Origin of the sequence: Staphylococcus muscae (assembly GCF_003019275.1) — a bacterium.
Taxonomy (GTDB): domain Bacteria; phylum Bacillota; class Bacilli; order Staphylococcales; family Staphylococcaceae; genus Staphylococcus; species Staphylococcus muscae.
Window position 1 is genome coordinate 1,771,072 of sequence record NZ_CP027848.1, and the last position, 22,858, is coordinate 1,793,929.

The 22,858-nt window shown below is 36.9% G+C and carries 20 protein-coding genes; 16 read left to right on the forward strand and 4 right to left on the reverse strand.

Features of this window, described 5'->3' with window-relative positions; genetic code table 11:
- Complete coding sequence (pbp4, locus tag C7J88_RS08720) at window positions 1-1,275, reverse strand: penicillin-binding protein PBP4 (protein ID WP_095115407.1); 1,275 nt, start codon at window positions 1,273-1,275, stop codon at window positions 1-3.
- 236 nt (window positions 1,276-1,511) lie between these two features.
- Here pbp4 and C7J88_RS08725 point away from each other — a divergent pair, with 236 nt between their 5' ends.
- Window positions 1,512-3,242 carry an ABC transporter ATP-binding protein gene (locus C7J88_RS08725; RefSeq protein WP_095115409.1) on the forward strand — a complete coding sequence of 577 codons (1,731 nt, stop codon included), beginning with the start codon at window positions 1,512-1,514 and terminating at the stop codon, window positions 3,240-3,242.
- Window positions 3,243-3,286: 44 nt separating this feature from the next.
- Here the strand turns inward: C7J88_RS08725 and C7J88_RS08730 are convergent, their stop codons facing one another.
- From C7J88_RS08730 to C7J88_RS08740, 3 genes are read right to left on the reverse strand one after another with little or no spacing between them, the layout of a single operon-like run.
- Complete coding sequence (locus C7J88_RS08730) at window positions 3,287-3,445, reverse strand: FeoB-associated Cys-rich membrane protein (protein ID WP_095115411.1); 159 nt, start codon at window positions 3,443-3,445, stop codon at window positions 3,287-3,289.
- A 14-nt stretch (window positions 3,446-3,459) separates the two neighbouring features.
- The gene (gene feoB / locus C7J88_RS08735) at window positions 3,460-5,454 is read right to left on the reverse strand and encodes a ferrous iron transport protein B (RefSeq protein WP_095115413.1); all 1,995 of its coding nucleotides are present in this window, start codon (window positions 5,452-5,454) and stop codon (window positions 3,460-3,462) included.
- A complete protein-coding gene (locus C7J88_RS08740) occupies window positions 5,447-5,683 on the reverse strand; it encodes a FeoA family protein (protein WP_095115415.1) in 237 nt (78 codons plus the stop codon). The genes feoB and C7J88_RS08740 overlap by 8 nt, the downstream gene beginning before the upstream one ends.
- A 360-nt stretch (window positions 5,684-6,043) precedes the next feature.
- On the opposite strand from C7J88_RS08740, the gene C7J88_RS08745 reads away from it, so the two are divergent.
- From C7J88_RS08745 to C7J88_RS08815, 15 genes are all read left to right on the forward strand, one after another.
- Window positions 6,044-7,270: a NupC/NupG family nucleoside CNT transporter gene (locus C7J88_RS08745; protein WP_095115417.1), complete on the forward strand. Its 1,227-nt coding sequence runs from the start codon at window positions 6,044-6,046 to the stop codon at window positions 7,268-7,270.
- 344 nt (window positions 7,271-7,614) lie between these two features.
- Window positions 7,615-8,448, forward strand: a complete 834-nt coding sequence (locus C7J88_RS08750) for a YitT family protein (protein ID WP_095115419.1) — start codon at window positions 7,615-7,617, stop codon at window positions 8,446-8,448.
- A gap of 192 nt (window positions 8,449-8,640) precedes the next feature.
- A complete protein-coding gene (locus C7J88_RS08755) occupies window positions 8,641-9,444 on the forward strand; it encodes an ABC transporter ATP-binding protein (protein WP_095115421.1) in 804 nt (267 codons plus the stop codon).
- Window positions 9,445-9,465: 21 nt separating this feature from the next.
- Window positions 9,466-10,467, forward strand: coding sequence for a FecCD family ABC transporter permease (locus C7J88_RS08760; RefSeq protein ID WP_095115424.1), 1,002 nt, complete (start codon window positions 9,466-9,468; stop codon window positions 10,465-10,467).
- The gene (locus tag C7J88_RS08765; RefSeq protein WP_095115426.1) at window positions 10,464-11,480 is read left to right on the forward strand and encodes a FecCD family ABC transporter permease; all 1,017 of its coding nucleotides are present in this window, start codon (window positions 10,464-10,466) and stop codon (window positions 11,478-11,480) included. Before C7J88_RS08760 ends, C7J88_RS08765 begins: the two co-directional genes overlap by 4 nt.
- A 104-nt stretch (window positions 11,481-11,584) precedes the next feature.
- Window positions 11,585-12,085: a hypothetical protein gene (locus C7J88_RS08770; RefSeq protein ID WP_095115428.1), complete on the forward strand. Its 501-nt coding sequence runs from the start codon at window positions 11,585-11,587 to the stop codon at window positions 12,083-12,085.
- A gap of 182 nt (window positions 12,086-12,267) precedes the next feature.
- A complete protein-coding gene (locus C7J88_RS08775) occupies window positions 12,268-13,692 on the forward strand; it encodes an MDR family MFS transporter (RefSeq protein ID WP_095115430.1) in 1,425 nt (474 codons plus the stop codon).
- A gap of 487 nt (window positions 13,693-14,179) precedes the next feature.
- Window positions 14,180-15,247, forward strand: a complete 1,068-nt coding sequence (locus tag C7J88_RS08780) for a YkvI family membrane protein (protein ID WP_095115431.1) — start codon at window positions 14,180-14,182, stop codon at window positions 15,245-15,247.
- A 42-nt stretch (window positions 15,248-15,289) separates the two neighbouring features.
- Window positions 15,290-16,318 carry an alpha/beta hydrolase gene (locus tag C7J88_RS08785; RefSeq protein ID WP_095115432.1) on the forward strand — a complete coding sequence of 343 codons (1,029 nt, stop codon included), beginning with the start codon at window positions 15,290-15,292 and terminating at the stop codon, window positions 16,316-16,318.
- Between the two features lie 146 nt (window positions 16,319-16,464).
- Window positions 16,465-17,145, forward strand: coding sequence for a response regulator transcription factor (locus C7J88_RS08790; protein WP_095115434.1), 681 nt, complete (start codon window positions 16,465-16,467; stop codon window positions 17,143-17,145).
- Window positions 17,132-18,151 (forward strand): sensor histidine kinase, encoded by a 1,020-nt coding sequence (locus C7J88_RS08795; protein ID WP_095115436.1) that lies wholly within the window; start codon window positions 17,132-17,134, stop codon window positions 18,149-18,151. The genes C7J88_RS08790 and C7J88_RS08795 overlap by 14 nt, the downstream gene beginning before the upstream one ends.
- Window positions 18,152-18,256: 105 nt before the next feature.
- Entirely contained in the window at window positions 18,257-19,018 is a 762-nt protein-coding gene (locus C7J88_RS08800; protein ID WP_095115438.1) for an ABC transporter ATP-binding protein, read from the forward strand.
- Window positions 19,008-20,915 (forward strand): ABC transporter permease, encoded by a 1,908-nt coding sequence (locus C7J88_RS08805; protein ID WP_095115440.1) that lies wholly within the window; start codon window positions 19,008-19,010, stop codon window positions 20,913-20,915. Before C7J88_RS08800 ends, C7J88_RS08805 begins: the two co-directional genes overlap by 11 nt.
- A 292-nt stretch (window positions 20,916-21,207) precedes the next feature.
- Window positions 21,208-21,825 (forward strand): DUF47 domain-containing protein, encoded by a 618-nt coding sequence (locus C7J88_RS08810; RefSeq protein WP_095115442.1) that lies wholly within the window; start codon window positions 21,208-21,210, stop codon window positions 21,823-21,825.
- Between the two features lie 13 nt (window positions 21,826-21,838).
- Window positions 21,839-22,840 carry an inorganic phosphate transporter gene (locus C7J88_RS08815; protein WP_095115443.1) on the forward strand — a complete coding sequence of 334 codons (1,002 nt, stop codon included), beginning with the start codon at window positions 21,839-21,841 and terminating at the stop codon, window positions 22,838-22,840.
- Window positions 22,841-22,858: the final 18 nt, after the last annotated feature.

The following is a 22,858-nucleotide window of genomic DNA, read 5'->3' on the forward strand; positions in this document are numbered from 1 at the left end:
CTACTTACGAAAACGAAGCAGTACGTAGTAAATTGGAATGCTTAGCAATAGAACTAAAAAGAAAAGACCGAACAGAGTTAAGACAGGATGTGCAGACCAACTTGATTCTGCGATGGACTTAGAAGTATGAATCAAAGGGCGTTCTACTTTGACAGTTGGTGGACTGTAAGATGAAGTAATGAATGTTCGATCATAATCAATATGGACTTTGCCGTCTTTTACAACGAATTTGTAATCGGTGTTCATATTTTTAGGAACTACGTCGTAAAGGTCTTTAGTCACGTAGTATTTTGTTCCGTTGATCTCATGTTCGCCTTTTGTGAGTATTTGACGATATTCATATTGATTAAATAAATAGTTAATCATGCTGGCATTGATCATGTCACGTTGTTCTTCTCCGCCAATTCGATAGTAATCACCGACGCCCATAATGACACTGTGAATTCTAAATTGATCGCGCTTCGTTGTTACAGTACTGTTATAATCTGCCACATCACTTGACCCCGTTTTTAAACCATCTGTTCCTGGCACACTCATATCCGCACCTTCTAAAAGATTGTTGAAAGTGTAATACGTTACACCGTGTTGTGTTGGTGCTACTTGTTTCGTGAATGTTAAAATTTTTGGTGTATCATTCACAGCACGTTGAGCCAAAATAGCATAGTCGTGAGGGGAACTGACTGTTGCCGACTTAGAACGATAACGTTCGGGTGCATAATCTTGTAGCAGTCTGTTTTCAGCACCTGTTGGATTGACATAATGTGTATCATTCATACCAAAATCTTTAGCTGTATGGTTCATTAAATCAACAAAATCAGAAGTGTTATCAGACACTAAGTTAGCTAAAATGAGTGAAGATGCATTGCTTGAAGCGGATACAGTAATTTGTAAAAGTTCTGCCACTGTATACGTTTCGCCAGGATAAAGTTTTGTATTGCTTAATTCTGGCAATGTAGACATTCGATAGTGGTCGTCTGTAATCTTAACAGTATCTGTTAATTTAAATTTACCCTCATCGATTGCTTTTAATGTTAGATACATCGTCATCAACTTCGTCATGGATGCTGGATCCCATTGTTGTTGTCCTTCATAGTCATAGAGTACCTGTCCAGTATGACTGATACCAACATATCCCACAGGTTGAAATCGGCCATCCACAGAATAACCAGCTTGTTGTGCAATCTCGACAGGTGTCAATGTGTTTGCCTTCGCAAAAGGTGTTATACTAATTGTAGCGAAGAATACAACGATAATCGTGTATAATATCTTTTTCATATGAAACTCCCTTTTAGTGCGTTGAAAATGCAAAAATAACATATTTATATTAGCATAATTATGTTAGTAATTGTATTGTACTTTTATTTTGAACTTAGATTATTTTAATAAAAGATGTAATGATGATAGAAGTATGAGCGTTATGAAATGAAAATGAAGCGGTCAGACAACCTTCACACTGACGTGAGAGTGCGAGGTGTCTTGGGAGAAATTATGATGTAACGAGGTATAAAAATATGAAATCAAATAATCCATTAGTGTATTTATTGAAAAAAATCACATGGCCTGTTGGATTGATTATAACAGCAGTGGTGATTTCTTCATTAGGAAGTTTAAGTGGTCTCCTTGTTCCTTTATTCACAGGACAAATGGTTGATAAGTTTACACTGTCATCCATTAATCCGTGGTTTATAGGGGCATTGATTGTGGTCTTTTTATTAAATGCTCTTTTAAGTGGAATTGGATATTATTTACTCAATAAAATTGGAGAGAAGATGATCTATGCCATTCGCTCGGTTTTATGGCAACACATTATCCACTTGAAAATGCCTTTTTTTGATCAAAATGAGAGTGGCCAGTTGATGAGTCGATTAACAGATGATACGAAAGTTATCAACGACTTCATCTCACAAAAACTCCCTAATCTGCTCCCATCTGTTATTACTTTAATAGGTTCATTTGTTATGTTATTCATTCTCGATTGGCAAATGACATTAATGACCTTTATTACAATTCCATTATTTGTCATTGTGATGATACCACTTGGGAGAATCATGCAAAAAATATCAAAAAATACGCAAAGTGAAATTGCTGAATTCAGTGGTTTGCTTGGACGTGTATTGACTGAGATGCGCTTAGTAAAGGTGTCTAATACTGAAAAGTTAGAGTTAGAAAAAGCACATGAAAACTTATCAGAGATTTATCGTCTCGGTTTAAAACAAGCAAAAATTGCTGCGGTGATTCAACCGATATCGGGAATTATTATGCTCGCAACGATTGGTATTATTTTAGGTTTTGGTGGTTTGCGAATTGCGTCTGGCGCTATTTCTGCTGGTACACTTGTTGCAATGATCTTTTACGTTTTGAATTTATCTATGCCATTGATTAATTTATCGACATTGATTACAGATTATAAAAAGGCAGTAGGGGCAAGCAGCCGCATTGACGAAATACTGCATGAACCTTTGGAACGAATTACAGTACCTGATGTGAACAATAGTATTGTTACAGGTGACTTAGTGTTTGATCGTGTTGACTTTGGTTATGATGCGCAACCTGTACTACAAGACGTATCTTTGCGTATTAAACCTGGTGCAGTGACAGCGTTTGTTGGGCCATCTGGTTCAGGAAAAAGCACGATATTTAGTCTGATTGAAAGAATGTATGATGTTTCACATGGAGACATTACATATGGTGGCACATCTATTTACAATCTCTCATTAACTGATTGGCGTCGTAAAATAGGCTATGTCATGCAAAGTAATGCAATGATGAATGGATCGATTCGAGACAATATATTATATGGTATTGATTGTGAAGTCTCAGATGAAGAACTTATGCATTATGCACGTTTAGCGCATTGCCATGACTTTATTATGGCGTTTGATCAAGGGTATGATACGTTAGTTGGCGAACGTGGTTTGAAGTTGTCGGGTGGACAAAGGCAGCGAATAGATATTGCACGTAGTTTTGTGAAAAATCCAGACATATTGCTGTTGGATGAAGCAACTGCAAACCTTGACAGTGAGAGTGAACGTAAAATTCAAGAAGCTTTGGAAACACTCATGATGAATCGAACGACGATTGTGATTGCGCATCGTCTATCTACCATTAAAAAAGCAGAACAAATTATTTTCTTAGATCAAGGACGTGTCACAGGTGTGGGTCGTCATGAAACATTGATGAAAACACATGAAAAATATCAGCAGTTTGTAGAAACACAAAGTTTAACACAACAAAATCAATAAATAGTAAAACCCCCTTATGCGAGATTGCACGAGGGGGTTCATAGTTATTGCAGGTGTTTTGGAAGGCTCTCTGTTGGACATTGTTGATTGCTTTCACATGCGCTACATTTTCCCTGTTTTGAACGTTTGAAATAACGAACGAGTACAAAGATGGAATAGCCAACGATAAGTGCTAGAAGTATTAAGTTAATCAAAAGTGTCATTACATGATACCTCCTTATATGAAAAGCGAGCCAATTTGATAAATTGCCATTGAAATGACATACGCAATGACGAATGGATATGTTCCTGCAAAAAGTGTCCATTTCCATGAAGTCGTTTCTTTACGAATCGCAGCAACTGTTGCTAAGCATGGAACGTAAAGCAATATAAATACCATAAATGAATAGGCAGATAATGCTGTGAAATGAGTTGATACCATTGACACAAGTGCATCATCGTTTACAGCATAAATAATAGCCATTGCGCTGACGATGACTTCTTTAGCTAAGAAACCTGGTATGAGCGTTGCGGCTGCTTGCCATGAACTAAAGCCAAGTGGGATAAGAATCGGCGCAATTGCAGCACCAATCATGTGTAAAAAGCTTTCTTCAATTGGTACATCAATACCGTTTGGCCCTGCATAATTGAGTAACCAGATAATAACAGAACCAGCAAATATGAATGTTCCTGCTTTTTTCACGAAACCTTTTCCCTTTTCCCAAGTACTACGCCATAACGTTTTAAGTGATGGCAAACGGTATGGTGGGAGCTCTACGACGAAAATAGATGTGTCTTTTTTTAGTACTGTCTTCGATAAAATCCAGCTGACAATTAATGCTACAACAATCCCGAGTACATACAAGCTTAACACAACGAGTGCTTGATGTTGTGCAAAGAAAATCCCTACAAATAAAGCATACACAGGTAGTCGTGCGGAACATGACATAAATGGTGCAATCAAGATTGTAGTTAAGCGTTCTTTCTCTTCTTCGATACTGCGTGCTGCCATAATACCAGGTACGTTACAGCCAAAACCGATAATCATTGGAATGAAAGATTTTCCGTTAAGACCAAATCCTTCCATAATGCGATCCATAATCACAGCAATTCGAGCCATATAGCCGGAATCTTCTAATAGAGAAATAAAGAAGAATAAGACTAAAATTTGTGGAACGAAAACAAGGACACCACCGACACCAGCAATAATGCCATCTGTTACCATATCTTGCAATGCAGGATAAATACCGATATTTGTCATTGTTTGTTTGGCAAAGTCTGTGAGAGGTCCGCCAAAGAATTCATCCAGTCGATCGGACAGTGGTGTCCCAACCCATGTGAAAGTTGTCTGGAAAATCAGCCACATAATGCCTAAAAAGATTGGAATCCCGAGTATTTTATGTGTCAGTAATGCATCGACACGCTCTGTAACATGATGTTTGCGTGCATCAGGATATGAAACGACATCTGAGAGCACGCGCTGAATATAATCTTGTCGACATGTTTGTATTTGTTTTACGATGTCTGCTTCTGAAAGTGATGTTGTATCAGCAATTATTGCATCGAGTTTTTTACATAGTTCTAGACCAAGATAAGTTTTGACAGCTGGATTCCCGAGCAAATATTGAATTGCTAAAAAACGATAATGTTTATTCGCAAGTGTGAGCGTCTCAGGAAGATTGACAACAAGTGCATGAATAACGTTTTCAATCTCTTCACCATAATCAATGACTAGAGGGCGTCGTGTTGATACGTGGTGATCACTGAGTGCTTTGAGAACATCACTGCTCCCTTTTCCAGTGCGTGCAATCACCGGGATAATCGGTGTTCGCAGTTGAGTCATTAACTTTTGATGATCAATTCGAATACCACGTTTGCTCGCAACATCGACCATGTTTAAGCCGATGAGTAGGGGGGCTCCGAATTCCATCAGTTGAATCGTTAAGTTGAAGTTACGTTCAATTTGTGCAGCATCAATAATATTGACCATGCCGTCAAATTGTTCATTGAGTAAATACGTTGTAACAACCGTTTCATCTCTTGAAATAGGAACAAGATCATAAATGCCGGGTAAGTCAACTAAATGACCTGCCTGTTCTTTTAGTTTTCCAAGTTTTTTTTCTACGGTAACACCACTCCAGTTCCCGACATATTCATATGAACCTGTCAGTGCGTTGAAGAGTGAAGTTTTACCGACATTTGGGTTACCGAGAATACAATATGTGCTACTCATAATGATGCTCCAATCGAATGTTACAAGCGTCACAATTGCGGACGCAAATTTGTTGGCCATTAATATTCAATGTACAAGGCCCTTTGAAAAGTCCTTTTTGATGTATGGAGACTTTACTTCCTTCGATACAACCGAGTGCACGCAATCGATGTTTTAATTGCGCATTATTCATGTTTAAAGATTTTATACGATATTGTGTGCCGATTTCAGCGTTGGCTACATGAATCATACGATCACCTACTTTTTACATATGATGATAATCATTTTCAATTATAGAATACGTCTATTTTAAGTTTGATGCAATAAGTATTTGCATGTAAATATGTAAAATTATTGAAAAGTGAGAGCAAAATCATTGATTTTTCAAAAATAAAGAGAATCATGATTATTCCGAGCTTTATAGGTGGATTTCAGTGGTTTATTTCCATTCAATGATGCAGAAATGAAAATTTTCAAGGTAAAAAGATAGTTAGTTTTTTAATATAACTATTAAATAATTGTAGCGTTTACAAATTGTATTTTCACAATTTATACTGCATGGTATAATTGCTTTGATATAAATTCAAAGAAGGGTAAGAGGTATCGGTTTATGTTCTTATTAATTAATATCATAGGCTTACTTGTGTTTTTAGGCGTTGCTGTTATCTTCTCGCGTGACCGTAAAAACATCCAGTGGGGTTCTATCGGTGTTTTAATCGTATTAAACTTAATTTTAGCTTGGTTTTTCGTTTATTTTCCAGCGGGGACATTTGTCGTTGAAAAAGGGGCAGCTGCGATATCATGGTTAATAGATGCAGCTTTTTCAGGAATTGGTTTTGCATTTAATAGTTTTACGGAGACTGAACAAATGGATATGGCTGTTGCAGCACTTATGCCAATTTTATTAGTCGTTCCATTGTTTGATATTTTAATGTATTTAGGTATTTTGCCATGGATTATTCGTGGTATTGGTTGGGTGCTTGCTAAAATCACACGCCAACCGAAGTTTGAGTCGTTCTTCGGTATTGAAATGATGTTTTTAGGGAATACGGAAGCACTTGCGGTTTCAAGTGAACAATTGAAACGTATGAATGATGCACGTGTCTTAACTATTGCGATGATGTCAATGAGTTCTGTATCAGGTGCCATTGTAGGTGCATATGTAACAATGATTCCTGGAGAACTTGTACTAACAGCGATTCCGTTAAATATTGTTAATGCAATGATTGTTTCATCTATCTTAAATCCGATTAAGCTAGATCCAGAAGAAGATGTTGTCTATGACTTGCGTTCAAATGAAGCACGTCAACCATTCTTCTCATTTTTAGGAGATTCTGTATTAAATGCGGGGAAACTGGTCTTAATCATTATTGCGTTCGTAATCAGTTTCGTTGCACTTGCTGAACTAGCAGATCGCTTGATTCACCTGATTACAGGTGGTTTCGCATCACTTATGCACATCAAAGGTAGCTTTGGACTCGACCAAATTTTAGGTGTCTTTATGTATCCATTTGCATTGCTTTTAGGCTTACCGTTTGATGAAGCATGGTTGGTTGCACAGCAAATGGCTAAAAAAATTGTGACAAACGAATTTGTTGTAATGGGTGAGATTGCGGGAGAAGTGAATGACTATGATCCACATAGACGTGCGATTATTTCGACTTTCTTAATCTCATTTGCAAACTTCTCAACAATTGGAATGATTATCGGAACATTAAAAGGAATTGTGAAAGAGTCAACGTCAGACTTTGTATCTAAATATGTACCTATGATGTTGTTGGCAGGGATTTTAGTATCGTTATTAACAGCAGGATTTGTTGGACTATTTGCATGGTAATCAATATACAGAAAAACACGCATGTTCAGTGATGATATCACTACATGCGTGTTTTTCATTCCAATGCATATAAAAAGGTAGGTACTCGAGCCAATACCTACCTATGAGCAAAACTATTCTCACTATAAACAACACAAAGGAGATATCCTATTTGTTGTATAAAACAACCAATAAGGTAATTCTAATTATACATAACAATGAATGATAAGTAAACTAAAAAATCAGAAAATTAAACACTTCTTTTATAACTTAATTGAAAAGTAATCTAATAGCATTTCGTTTTGTGTCAATATTGTGATAATATGACATGTGACAGCGTTATATAAGGAAAAGGGTGTGATTGGGTGAAACGAACAGTTAGAGATTTAATATTAGTCCTAGTGGGCTCTTTTATATTTGCATTGGGTGTCAATGCTTTTATCATTGCAGGTGATCTCGGTGAAGGTGGCGTAACCGGTCTGGCGATTATTTTCTACTATGCATTTCACATATCACCTGCCGTAACGAACTTTGTAGTCAACGCCGTGCTCATCGTCGTCGGGTACAAGTTTTTGAGTAAGCGCAGTATGTACTTAACAATTGTCGCAACAGTGCTAATTTCGGTATTTTTAAGTTTAACTGAAACGTGGCAAGTGCATACAGACAATATCATGATTAACGCGGTGTTCGGTGGATTGTCTGTCGGACTTGGAATTGGCGTCATCGTATTGGCAGGTGGTACAACAGCAGGAACAACAATCTTGGCGCGTATTGCGAACAAATATTTAGACGTTAGTACGCCATATGCACTGTTATTCTTCGATCTCATTGTTGTTCTGATTTCACTATCAGTTATTCCATTAGACCGAGCACTTGTTACGGTCATTAGCTTATATATTGGTACGAAAGTCATGGATTTCGTAATTGAAGGGTTGAACCCTAAGAAGGCAGTGACGATTATTTCCAAATCACCAGATCGCATTGCGAAAATGATTGATGAAGATATTGGGCGTGGGATTACAATTCTTAATGGTCGTGGCTATTTCTCAAAAAGAGATACAGACGTACTGTATGCGGTCATTAGTAAAACACAGTTATCTCGTACGAAGCGGTTGATTCGAAAAATTGATGAAGATGCTTTCGTTGTTGTTCATGATGTGCGTGATGTCTATGGAAATGGTTTTTGGGTAGAAGATTAGAGCTTACAAAAATAATGAAGAGATGTGTGTATGAACATGCATCTCTTTTATTTATACCAACTTTCAAGATGAGATACAGTTAGGCAAAAGAATAAAAAAATGGTATAATACGCAAGTATGATAATGATTCTCAATAAGAACAAAAACGACGATATAGAGATGTATGATAGATAGAAAGAAAGAGGGAGAAGAATGAGTAGATTGACAGGGAAGGAAGTTACTATTGGTTATGGAGACCGTGTCATTGTTAATAATTTAGATGTTATGATTCCTGATGGTAAGATAACATCAATTATTGGTCCTAACGGCTGCGGTAAATCAACTTTGCTAAAAGCATTATCACGATTACTGCAAACGAAGAACGGTGAAATTTTGCTTGATGGTAAGAATATTCAAATGCAACCGACGAAAGAAGTTGCCAAAAAGATTGCGATATTACCACAATCTCCAGATGTTGCAGATGGGTTAACAGCTGGTGAATTGGTATCGTACGGGCGTTTTCCACATCAAAAAGGGTTTGGTAGATTGAGCGAACAAGATAAAGAAGAAATTGATTGGGCAATGCGTGTAACAGGAACAATTGACTTTAAACATCGTGCAGTGAATGATCTCAGTGGTGGTCAAAGACAGCGTGTATGGATTGCGATGGCTTTGGCACAAAAAACAGATATTATCTTTTTAGATGAACCGACGACTTATCTTGATATTTCACATCAATTGGAAATTTTAGAACTTGTTCAAGAGTTAAATGCCGAGCATGGGACAACTATTATTATGGTATTACATGATATTAACCAAGCAATTCGTTTTTCCGATCATTTAATTACTATGAAACAAGGTAATATCATTAAACAAGGTGAAACTCAAGATGTATTGAGCAATGAAATATTAGAAGAAGTTTTCAATATTGATGCGGAATTAAGTACGGATCCTAGAACGGGTAAACCGATGTTAGTGACGTATAACTTATTATGTAAGCATTATGATAAATTATAAAGGCACATAGAGGAAATCACTATGAGAAGAAAACAAATTAGCCATCTCAATTTTTCGATACAACTACTTGTTGCTATCATCGTGCTATGTGTACTATTTGTACTTTCCGTCATTCTTGGAGAGTCACGTGTACACATTGCGACAATTATAGAAGCAATTCTACATTATGATGCTACAAACCAAATACACAACGTGATTGCAGAAATTCGTATTCCGCGAAATATCGGTGCAGTACTAGTTGGTATCGCTCTAGCAACAGCAGGTGCAGTCATTCAAGGTGTCACTAAAAATGGTTTAGCGGACCCAAGTTTAATCGGTTTAAATGCAGGAGCGGCTTTTGCTTTAGCAATAACTTTTGCATTTTATCCAGGTGTTCCTTTTCTTATTTTAATTTTTGCAGGATTTATCGGAGCAGTTTTTGGTGGAATGACTGTTCTTATGATTGGTTCATCTCGACGTGACGGTTTTCATCCAATGCGCCTAATTCTTGCAGGAGCGGCTGTCAGTGCATTACTTACTGCACTGAGTCAAGGTATTGCTTTAATATTTCGTCTCAACCAATCAATTAATTTTTGGAGTGCAGGTGGCGTTTCAGGGACAAACTGGCAGCAAGTTTCGATCAGTGCCCCTATCATCTTTTGTGCCATTATTTTGCTCGTTCTCATGAGCAGACAATTAACGATATTGAGCTTGGGAGATGCACTTGCGTCAGGCTTAGGTCAGAATGTCAAATCCATCCGTCTTGTGAGCTTGTTATTGACCATGTTACTTGCAGGGATTTCTGTGGCGATGGTCGGTCAAATAGCCTTTGTCGGACTTATCGTTCCGCACATCGTTCGCTTTCTAGTTGGGACGGATTATGTCAAAGTATTACCGATGTCAGCGATCTTAGGTGGTACCCTTGTTCTAGCTGCGGATGTGATTGCACGTATGCTCGGTGAAGCACCGATGAGCGCCATTATTTCATTTATTGGTGTGCCATATTTTCTATATCTCATTCGTAAAGGAGGGCGTACGATATGATGCATCCGAAGCTTAAGTTACAACAGCGTCTAACGTTCTTGGTTGCCATTGTATTGTTAGTAGCTGCTATCATCTGGAGTATGACGACGGGTGAATATGCGATGTCCTTCTCTCAAGTTGTTCAAACATTGCTTGGTAATGGAACGTATGCAGATCAGCTTATTTTGATTGATTTTCGCTTGCCACGTATTTTTATTACATTACTTGCAGGTTTGGCATTAAGTATGAGTGGTGCGGTGTTACAAAGTGTCACTAAGAACCCATTGGCAGAACCTGGTATTTTAGGTATTAATGCTGGCAGTGGATTTGCCATTGCGCTGTTTATTGCGGTTGGACAAATTAATGCAGATGATTTTGTTTACATATTGCCGTTTGTCAGCATGATAGGTGGTTTGTTAACAGCCTTTTTTATTTTCGCATTTAGTTATAGTGGTGAGAAAGGATTATCTCCCGCAAGTATGGTCTTAGTGGGTGTAGGGATTTCAACAGCACTATCTGGTGGTGCACTGACGATTATGTCAACATTTGATCGAGATCAATCAGAATTTATAGCGACATGGTTGGCAGGAAATATTTGGGGAGATAGTTGGCCATTTGTATGGGTCTTTCTTCCATGGCTATTATTGCTTGTCCCATATTTATTTTTCAAATCAGAAACACTCAACATCTTACATACAAATGAACATACGGCAATCAGTTTGGGCGTATCATTGAATAAAACAAGATTTATCCTTGTATGTATTGCCGTGATGTTATCATCAGCAGCGGTATCAGTTGCAGGTGCAATAGGCTTTATAGGTCTGATGGGGCCACACATTGCCAAATCAATTGTTGGACCGCGACATCAATATTTCTTGCCGATTGCCTTAGTGATAGGGGCTCTTTTGTTAATTGTATCAGATACGATTGGTAAGGTTGTCCTTCAACCCACAGGGGTGCCAGCAGGTGTTGTTGTCGCAATTATTGGTGCACCGTACTTCCTTTTTCTTATGTACCGTACACGTGCACTTTAGAAAGAAGATACATCATGCTATAATAAAAATTGCAGTGTGAAAGTCAATTTTGTGATACACTAGACATATTAAAAAATGACAGGATAAAGTTTGGGAGGAGCGCCATGAAAGATTTAATTAAAAACCATGTGTTAAACGGTGAATTTGAATCAGTGAAACATTTAATGGCTGCGACGGATTTTCTTGCTTTTGAAGAAGCATTCATCTCAAGCGCACACGAGCAAGAAAGCGTGATGTATTACACGTGTTTACTCGATATGATCAAAGAGAATGAAACATCTGAGATTCATGATTTGGCTTTCTTACTACTTGTTTATCCACTCAGTGATGTACCAGGTGCATTGGATGCAGCCTATTATCATGCAGACGCATCAATTGAACTTACTGGCGGCCAAGAAGTCAAAAGTCTCTTACAGATGTTGTTACTACATGCAATTCCAGAGCCGGTTATTTCTGATAAACAAGCATTTAATACAGCAAAACAAATCTTGAAGTTAGATCCGAACAACAAAGTTGCACGTAACGTACTAAAAGAAACGGCGAAACGAATGGATCAAGTTGTTGTAGATTTCAATCAGATTACAGAGCATAAAGATGCCAATTAAAGTTAAATCACATAAAATGTTTTAAGAACGAGCGTTATTTATTACGTATACAATCATACGTGATAAATAGGCTCGTTTTTTTGTCGGAGTCATATTGTTTATAGTTTAAGCATGTAACTTTTCTTTTAACTCACGTCTATGTATAATGGCAAAGTTACTTTAATTTTAAGGAGAATATAAACATGGCTGAACAGAAACATACAAAAGTAATTATGGCAGTCTTTTTAATTGGTGCCTTCTTTATGATTTTAAATGAAACATTACTCAATATTGCTTTAAAAGAGTTAATGGAACAATTCAATATATCAAGAGCGACAGTTCAATGGATGGCAAGCGGGTTTATGATGGTTATTGCTATTGTGTCACCATTATCAGCATTAATTATTCAATGGTTTACGACAAGACGTTTATTTTTATTCATTATTGTCGTTTTTATAGCAGGGTCATTCATTGCGGGTATGGCGGTGAACTTCCCAATGTTGTTAACTGGTCGTATGATACAAGCAATAGGAACAGGTCTTATTATGCCGTTGATTATGAATACAATGTTGATGATGTTTGATGTCTCTGTTCGAGGGCGTGTGATGGGCTTCTTTGGCTTAATCATTATGTTTGCTCCTGCAATCGGTCCAACATTATCTGGTGTGATTGTGGACTACTTAGGATGGCGTTGGCTATTCTTTAGTGTGATTCCGTTTATGGTTTTTGCATTTATCTTTGGGTGGCGTTACCTTGAAAATGTTGGAGAAGTAACACGTCCTAAGATCGATATCTTATCCGTCGTCCTTTCTACGGTAGGAATTACGGGTATCATTTATAGTATATCGATGGCGAGTGACGCAGATATTTTATCAGCACAAATTCTTGTCCCATTCATCATCGGACTGATCTCTGCCATTGCATTTATTCGCCGTCAGTTAAAACTTACGACACCTATTTTAGATTTTCGCGTTTTACAAGTACGTAATTATCGTCGTGGGATGCTGATTTTTGTCATCGTTGTCATGAGTTTATTTGCATCTGAAATTGTGATGCCAATGTATTTACAGGGGCCAATGGGCTTTTCGGCTAAATTAGCAGGTTTAATTCTATTGCCGGGTGCATTGTTAAACGGGCTTTTATCGCCAGTAATGGGAAGAATATTTGATAGTGTTGGACCACGTAAAATGATCATACCAGGTCTTGTAACTTTATTAGTCGTTATGATCTTTTACACAACAATTCATCCAGGTGTGCCAGTGTGGCAATTTATCGTAGCTTATATGTTACTCATGGTGGCAGTGGCGGCGATTATGATGCCATCAAGTACAAATGGATTGAACGCATTGCCAACTGAAAAATACCCACATGGAACAGCAATTTTTAATGTGTTACAGCCACTCGCAGGTTCTGCCGGTATTTCTGTATTTGTCGGTATTTTGACAGGTGTTCAAAACAATGAAATGAGTAAACATACGGAAGTGACTCAAGCTGTACAAGACCAAGCGATGACTGCTGGACTACACGCAGCCTACTTGTTTGCTATTGCATTGATTGTCATTGGAATTGTGATTGCAGTAACTTTGACGAATGCAGCGAATGAAAGTAAGCAACAAATAATAGAATAAAACTTGAATACACTTGATAGGGGCTGAGGCATAGCGATCAGCTCCTTCTTTTATGTTGTAGAATGGCAGTAGGTGTCTGAAGTAACCATGCATTTCAAATATTTTTATAGAGAAAAGGATTTTATTGTCTCGTTTGCTATTAGTAATTTTTGTTAATGATAAAAATCGATAAAGTGATTAAGAAAAATGAATAAGGGTATAGTATACAAATAATATATTAATAAAAATTACATCAAAAATGATTGAAAATTATCTATGGTATAATTGTTTTGATGAAATGATGTATTTTTATGCGATATTATCGTAATTATTTGTATTTATATACGATTTGATGTATGAATAAAGCGCTTAAAATTCATTTAATTATATGCTAATCCCTTTGATATCAAGGGTTTTAGAGTTTTTGTGTCATGAGATAAATTTGAAATAAATCGTATATTATGGTTTAATGTTTAACGTGTTTTGCAAATCGAGGAGGTCAAAACAGATGCAAAAATATAGAGAAGCAATCAAAATTGCTTTTGCTTACGTCGGAGTTGTGGTAGGTGCAGGTTTCTCAACAGGACAAGAAGTACTACAATTCTTTAGTAAATACGGTATTTACTCATATATCGGCGTGATTATTTCAGGGATTATACTAACATTTATTGGACGCCAAGTTGCCAAAATCGGTACAGCGTTCGATGCAGACAACCACGAAACAACACTTGAATATTTATTTGGTAAGAAATTTGGACTGATTATTGACTACGTACTGATTTTATCATTATTCGCTGTCACAATTACGATGATTGCAGGTGCGGGTTCAACATTCCAAGAAAGTTTTAACATTCCAGTATGGTTAGGTGCACTGATTATGTGTGTACTTGTGTATCTCACATTGTTGATGGACTTTAACAAAATTGTAGGTGCACTTGGTCTTGTAACACCAGTACTTATTGTACTTGTTGTCATTATCGCAGCTACATATCTATTTAAAGGTTCTATCTCGTTCTCACAAATCAATGGTGTCGTAGAAGAACCAAGTTTATTGATGGGAATTTGGAAAGGATTCAACTATGGTGGTTTAGCATTTGCCGTTGGATTTAGTACACTCGTTGCTATCGGTGGTGACGCATCAAAACGTATGGTATCAGGCATGGGTGGACTCATGGGTGGTATTGTTTACCTTGTGTTATTAGGATTGATTAATTTTGCATTACAATCTGAATATCCAAGCATTGAAGGCTCAGCCATCCCAACACTTGTTTTAGCAAATAATATTTCACCGATTCTTACATTTATTCTTTCTATCGTTATGTTAGCCGTTATGTACAATACGATTTTAGGATTGTCATATTCATTTGCTGCACGATTTACAACACCATATTCAAAAAAATATTACGTTATGATTTCTATTATCGTTCCACTTGCATATGGATTAAGCTTTGCAGGTTTTGAAGTATTAATCGAATACGTATACCCAGTGATGGGAGCGATTGGTTTAATCATTGTTGCAGGTGTAATCGTGAAATATATTTATAGAAAATCTCAAGATAAGAAATTTATTGCTTAATGATTGAGGTATGTTACAATTTCCGTGAAAGGAAAGATCGTTATGACATACCAAAAAAAGAGATGGTTTATCGTGTCTTCAATCATTTTGCTCGTCATAGCCGGTCTCGTTGCCGGCTATTTTTTTATTCATCAAAAAGGGCAACAAACGAAGCATAAAGCAGCTGTACAAAATAAAAATGTTGCGACATATACAGATATTACGTATATGTCAGGGTTGCCGAATAGTCAATTAGATATCTTAATGCCGAACCGTGTGAATGCAAATGATAAGTTGCCTGTTATTTTTTGGGCACATGGTGGTGGCTTTATCGCAGGTGATAAGCAATACAAGAATGCGCTACTTTCTCATATTGTAGAGAGAGGGTATGTGGTGGTGAATGTAAATTATGCATTAGCGCCTGAGTACCAATATCCGACGCCATTAATCCAGATGCGTCATGCTGTTGAGTTCATTAAGGCAAATGAGCGTAACTTGCCTGTTGATATGAATCAAGTGATTATTGGCGGGGATTCGGCTGGTGCACAGATTAACAGTCAGTTTGCAGCGATTCAAACAAATGCGGAATTAAGAAATCAAATGGACTTCCCACAACAATTGACTCCACAGCAAATTAAAGGTGCTATTTTTTTAGGTGGCTTTTATGATATGGAAACCGTACGTGAAACAGAGTTTCCGAGAATTGATTTGTTTATGCGTAGTTATACGGGAGTCAAAGACTGGGAACATCAATTCAAAAAAATTACAGAGATGTCAACAGCAGAACAAGTAACAAATGCATACCCTGCTACTTATCTCTCTGTGGGGGATGCTGATCCATTTACGACGCAAAATGATACGTTTGTGAAGGCGTTGCACGCATACAATGTCCCTGTTGATACACACTTTTATGATGGATCACATCACTTGAAACACCAATATCAGTTCCACTTGGAGAAACCGGAATCTAAGGAAAATATTCGACGTATATTGAACTTTTTAAGTCGACATACAAAACAAACGCAACGTGATATTTCTGAAGATAGCACACCGCATACGGAACTTAACTTAAATCCTTATGATATGAATTAATTGGTAACACCTGTTCGTACGGACATGCGATATGTCTTGCGAATGGGTGTCTATTTATTTTGGTATGCTGCATGATTTTGTAAGACATTTGGAGATAAACACGCTATATTAAATGTATGTGATAGACATATTTAGGAGGGAATCTGATGAAGATTCTATTAGTTGAAGATGACCAAACACTGTGCCAGCAGATTACTGAAGCACTTGTCCAATGGGATTTTGAAGTAGTTGCGGTGACGGATTTTAGCAGTATTTTACAAACATTCATAGATGTCACACCACAAATTGTCATTATGGATGTGACATTGCCGAAATATGATGGTTTTTATTGGACGAGACAAATTAGACATCAATCCAATGTTCCGATTATTTTTCTATCATCGAGAGATAACCCGATGGATCAAGTGATGAGTATGGAGTTGGGGGCAGATGATTATATGCAAAAGCCATTCCATATGCCTGTACTCGTTGCGAAGTTACAAGCAATCTATCGACGTGTATACCAATACAATCAAGAAGCGAAACGAACAGTGATGTGGCAAGGGTGTGTTGTTGACTTAGCGAGAGATTGTATTGAATATGAGAATCAATGTATCACATTGTCTAAAACAGAAATGTTAATTTTGGATGTCTTGTTGTCTAAAAAGAATCAAATTGTATCACGTGATGAGCTGATGACAGCATTATGGGAAGATGAGTCTTTTGTGAGTGACAATACGCTGACTGTAAATATCAATCGTTTGCGTAAAAAATTGCGTATATTTAACATGCAACAAGCCATTGAAACAAAAGTAGGAAAGGGCTACATGGCACATGAAACACTTTAAATGGATAACGATATGGTTACGCGAACGTCATGCGTGGATATGGCTACTCATTATATTAGATATGGTATTAATCGGTGTCAGCTATTTAGACGAACGTATGCCGGTAGAAAGTGCATGGTTTGTCCTCGGTTTACATGTGATTGTGGGCAATTTTTATTTGATTTTTACATATATTAAAGAGATAAAGTTCTATGAAAAGTTGCATGAAGGGATGAGTATTCGTGAAGTACGACATCGTGATTATGCGGAAAGCCCATTTGAAAAAGTAGTTATGGATTATTTAGACAATAATTTGAAAACACAGCAACATATTCTAGAAGAACAACGTCATTGGTTGAATATGAATGAGCAATCAATGACGGAGTTTGTGCATGATATTAAAATGCCTGTGACTGCATTGAAGTTACTCATAGAACAGGAGACGGACTTCAAAAGGCGTCAACAATTAATGTATGAATGGTCTCGCATTGCATATATGTTAGATCAGCAACTGTTTTTATCACGACTTAATCATCAAGCACATGACATGTTTTTTGAAGTCGCGTCATTGCGACAATTAGTTATTGATGAAGTGCGAGAAACACGACATATAAGTATGCGTAAAGGAATTGGGTTTGAAATAAATGTAGCACCTGAGATCGAAGTGTACTCTGATAAAAGATGGCTCAAAATGGTATTGCGCCAAATTATCTCCAATGCGGTGAAATACACAGAGATGGGAGATATAGTTATTACGGGATACCACCATGGTGCACATGTGTCATTGGCAATAGCAGACCAAGGCTGTGGCATTCCATCTCATGACTTACCACGAATCTTCTCACGTGGATTTACAGGGGATGTACCTGACTCAGAAAATGCATCGGGAATGGGACTATATCTTGTAGATAGTGTCAAGGAGGCATTGGGACTGACAATTGATGTGCAATCAGAAGTTGGACAGGGGACAACGATGACATTATTCTTTTCGAAACAGAATCAACATACACAACGCATGTCGAAGTGACAATATTGTCACATGAGCCGTGCGTTTTGTTATATGATTCAAACGTAATAAGCGATAGAAACCGGTATGATAAATGTATCAAACACGAAAGGGAAGTGATGCCACATGTCTATCCTAAATGCCAAACATGTGACGAAAGTATATGGAAATCATCATCAAAAATTTGAAGTATTGAAAGATATTAATTTTGAAGTGAAACGTGGCGGTTTTGTATCGATTATGGGGCCATCAGGTTCGGGTAAAACGACATTGCTGAATGTTTTGAGTTCTATTGATTATGTGACAAATGGCCAAATTGAAGTGAACAATCAAGATATTACACGTATGTCGAATAAACAATTATCAAACTTTCGGAAACAAGAAGTAGGATTTATTTTTCAAGATTATAATGTCTTACATACACTGACAGTCCGAGAGAATATTATGTTACCACTCTCGATCATGAAACTGAGTCATGCAGAAAAAGAACAACGTTATGAAGAAGTAACAGCAGCATTAGGTATTCAAGAGATTAGCGATAAATATCCGAATGAAATCTCAGGTGGACAAAAACAAAGAACGGCTGCTGCCCGTGCACTTATCGGAAAACCAGCAATTATCTTTGCTGATGAGCCGACGGGAGCACTTGATTCAAAGAGTGCACAAGACTTGTTAGTTCGTCTTGAACAAATCAATCATGATATGGGAACAACGATTGTGATGGTCACGCATGATCCTGTTGCAGCAAGTTATTCAGATCGTGTCATTATGTTAAAGGACGGTCGAATCCACACGGAACTCTTTCAAGGAGATAAGACAACCGCACACTTTTATCAAGAAATTATTCACAATCAAAGTGTATTAGGTGGTGTCACTTATGAGCTTTAATCAAATCATTTTTAAAAATTTAGCACAAAATCTTAGACATTATGCCATATACCTTCTCTCTTTAATCATAAGTATTAGTATGTATTTTAGTTTTGTAACGTTGAAATATACAGATGAAGTGACGGCATCAGATGGGACAGCGATGTTAGCGAAAGCGGCAAGTATTGGTGAAAAGTTCCTATTTATCATTATTCTTTTCTTTTTAATGTACGCCAATCGTCTTTTTATTAAAAAGCGTGCAAAAAGTTTTGCCCTATTCCAATTGATTGGCCTTTCTCGTAAAGACCTCATGCGTATGTTAGGTATTGAGCAACTCGCTATTTTTGTCTCAACAACCTTTGTCAGTATCATCATCGGTATTTTCGGTTCTCGTTTACTACAACTTGTTGTTAAAAAATTTATGCACATACCCATCAATATTAAAATGGGGATTCAATCAGAAGCGGTTGTTGTAACATTAGTGCTTGTGATAAGTGCATGGATGTTAATTATGGTTCAAAGCTTCACCTTTATTAGACGTCGTTCTATCGTACAGTTAATGAGTGATGTACAAAAATCAGAAGCGACGACACTCCGCATCACATTGTGGGAAGTCATTTTCGGTATGCTTGGCATTGGGATGATTGGATACGGTTATTATTTATCAACAGTGATGTTTGAAACGGAATACTTAATTGGTGCGATCTTTTTTGTGGCACTGGGTATTTTATTCTTAACGGTGATAGGGGCTTACTTTTTCTTTAGAAGTTTCGTGTCACTTGTCTTTAAAACATTGAAGAAACTCAAAAAAGGAAATGTGACAGTGACAGATGTCGTGTTCACATCATCTATTATGCATCGTATGAAGAAAAATGCATTTTCGTTAACACTTATTGGGATTATTTCAGCAATTACGATTACTGTTTTATCTTTTGCGGCATTAGGTCAATCGAGTGTGCAAAAAAATGTAAATCTAACTTCACCTTATGAATACACATATTTTGATACAAATTCAGCGGAGAAATTTGAAGATGCTTTGAAAGAGAAAAACATTCCATACAAGAAATATACACAACACCTTATTGAAATGCCTATTAAAGGGAAAGGACATAAATTAGGTGAATACTTTGATGTGACACCTCTTATGCGTGATTCAGAATTAGAAGAAATTGATGTTGCGCCAGGAGAAGTACAATTTGTTAATATGTTTTCAATTACACAAAAGGCTGTAAAAGTTGAAGAAGGGAATCAAGTCGTCTTAGGTAAAGGAGACCATCAACAGACGTTAAAAGTAAGTAAGATGACGAGTCAAAACTATATTGCTAATGAGTTGTTATTTGGTTCAGCTGTTGCTGTAGTGAATGAAGAGACATTTAAACAACTTGAGCCTGCTAATGCAAATAACAAAAAAATGCCAAAACGTATGCAAATAGGCTTTGAATTAAAACAAGATAAGGATAAGCATTTGGCGAATGAATTGAATGGACAGTTCAATAAGACAAATCCAACACCACGCTCTGCTATTGAGAAAGAGTCATTAGCATTTACAGGTATGTTTATTTTTGTGAGTAGTTTCCTTGGTATTGTTTTCCTTATAGCAGCAGGCTGTATCATTTATATCAAGCAAATGGATGAGACGGATGATGAAATGCACAATTATCAAATATTGCGTAAAATCGGCTATACACATCAAGATATGACGAAAGGTCTAGCACTAAAAATACTTTTTAACTTTGGTCTACCACTGATTATCGGTTTATGTCATGCATATTTTGCTACTAAAGCTTTTAATGTTTTGGCGGACAGTCCGAATTTGGTACCTGCATTTATTATGATGGTTATTTATTCTGCAATCTATGCGGTATTTGCGATTATCGCATTTATTCATGCTAAAAGAACGATTAAATTTACAATTTAAATAATAAGGCTGGGATATGATGTGCTATCCTGGCCTTATGACATGTTATATAAGTAAATAAAATGTTAAGGTTTTGTAAATTCGATTGTCGCTCGCTTTAATATGTGATATTTTCAAATATAGGTAAAAAATCTGAATGAATACAAATGACATTTCGTCATTTGAATAAATAAACGGCAATTTGGCGACAATCATGTCTTAAGCGTTAATATCATTTTTAAGAATTGTATTATTAAAGTTGAATTAACTCTCTTAAAAGTGATTGCACCAATCGCTGAACGGAGGATTTAACATGATTAAGAAAAAAAAGGATAAGTTCATGGAGCGATTAGAAGATATGATCTTCAACTTAGATCGAGCGGCGGTAGAGTTCGGAAAGATGGACTTTAAGACGCATCTTGACTTAAGAACTTATGCTGAAAATATTAAGACGTATGAATCGCACGGTGATGATTTGATGCACCAAGTAATTACAGACTTGAACCAAACATTTATTACACCAATCGAACGTGAGGATATCATGGCATTATGTAATGCGATTGATGATGTGTTAGATGCGATGGAAGAAACGTCTGCCATGTTTGAAATGTACTCTATCGAATATTCAGATGAATACATGTTAGAATTTGTAGAAAATATTCAAAAAGCCATTGGTGAGATGAAGTTAGCCATTGGATTATTAACTGAAAAGAAATTATCACACATGCGAGTGCACTCGATAAATATTAAAGAATATGAAACAAACTGTGATGGTATTTTACGTCAATCAATTAAACATATCTTCAATAGTGAGACGGATCCGATTACTTTGATCAAAATCAAAGATATCTATGAGAGCTTAGAGAATATTGCTGACCGTTGTCAAACAGTCGCAAACAACTTTGAAACAATTATCATGAAAAATAGCTAAGGAGTCCTCACTTATGGAGTATTTGATATTTGTAACGATAGCTATCGTTATATTCTCGTTGGTTTTTGACTTTATCAATGGATTTCATGACACAGCGAATGCGGTTGCCACTGCTGTTTCAACACGTGCCTTGTCACCACGACACGCTATCTTTTTAGCGGCGATTATGAACTTTATCGGTGCGTTGACTTTCACAGGTGTTGCATCAACAATTACGAAAGAAATCGTCAATCCATTCCATCTTGATAATGGATTGGTTGTTGTACTTGCAGCTATTTTAGCAGCGATTATATGGAACTTAGTCACTTGGTACTACGGTATTCCGAGTTCATCATCACATGCTTTAATTGGTGCGATTGCAGGTGCGGCTATTGCATCGGCTGGCTCAATTAGTGTCTTGCATTTACAAGGTTTTACTAAAATTGTCCTTGTATTAATCTTGTCACCTTTAATTGCGTTTGCTGTCGGTTTTACGATGTACTCAATCGTAAAAATTATCTTTAAAAATGCCAATCTTGCACGTACGAATCGTAACTTCCGTATTTTCCAAATTTTTACAGCAGCATTGCAATCATTCTCACACGGAACAAATGATGCGCAGAAATCAATGGGTATCATTACGATGGCGTTAATCGTTGCAGGCATGCAAACAAGTGTTGAACCTGCATTATGGGTAAAAGTATCCTGTGCAGCAGCAATGGGTCTTGGTACAGCAGTCGGTGGTTGGAAGATCATCAAAACAGTCGGTGGTAATATTATGAAAATTCGTCCAGCAAATGGTGCAGCAGCTGACTTATCATCTGCTTTAACGATATTTGTTGCATCGTCATTGCATTTTCCACTTTCTACAACACACGTGGTATCATCATCTATCCTTGGGGTAGGTTCTGCTAACCGTATTAAAGGTGTACATTGGAATACTGCAAAACGTATGATTGTGACATGGTTTATTACATTACCGATATCTGCTCTACTTGCAGCGTTAATTTATATTATTTTAAATCTATTCTTCTAAAACTAAAGGGTTGAGACA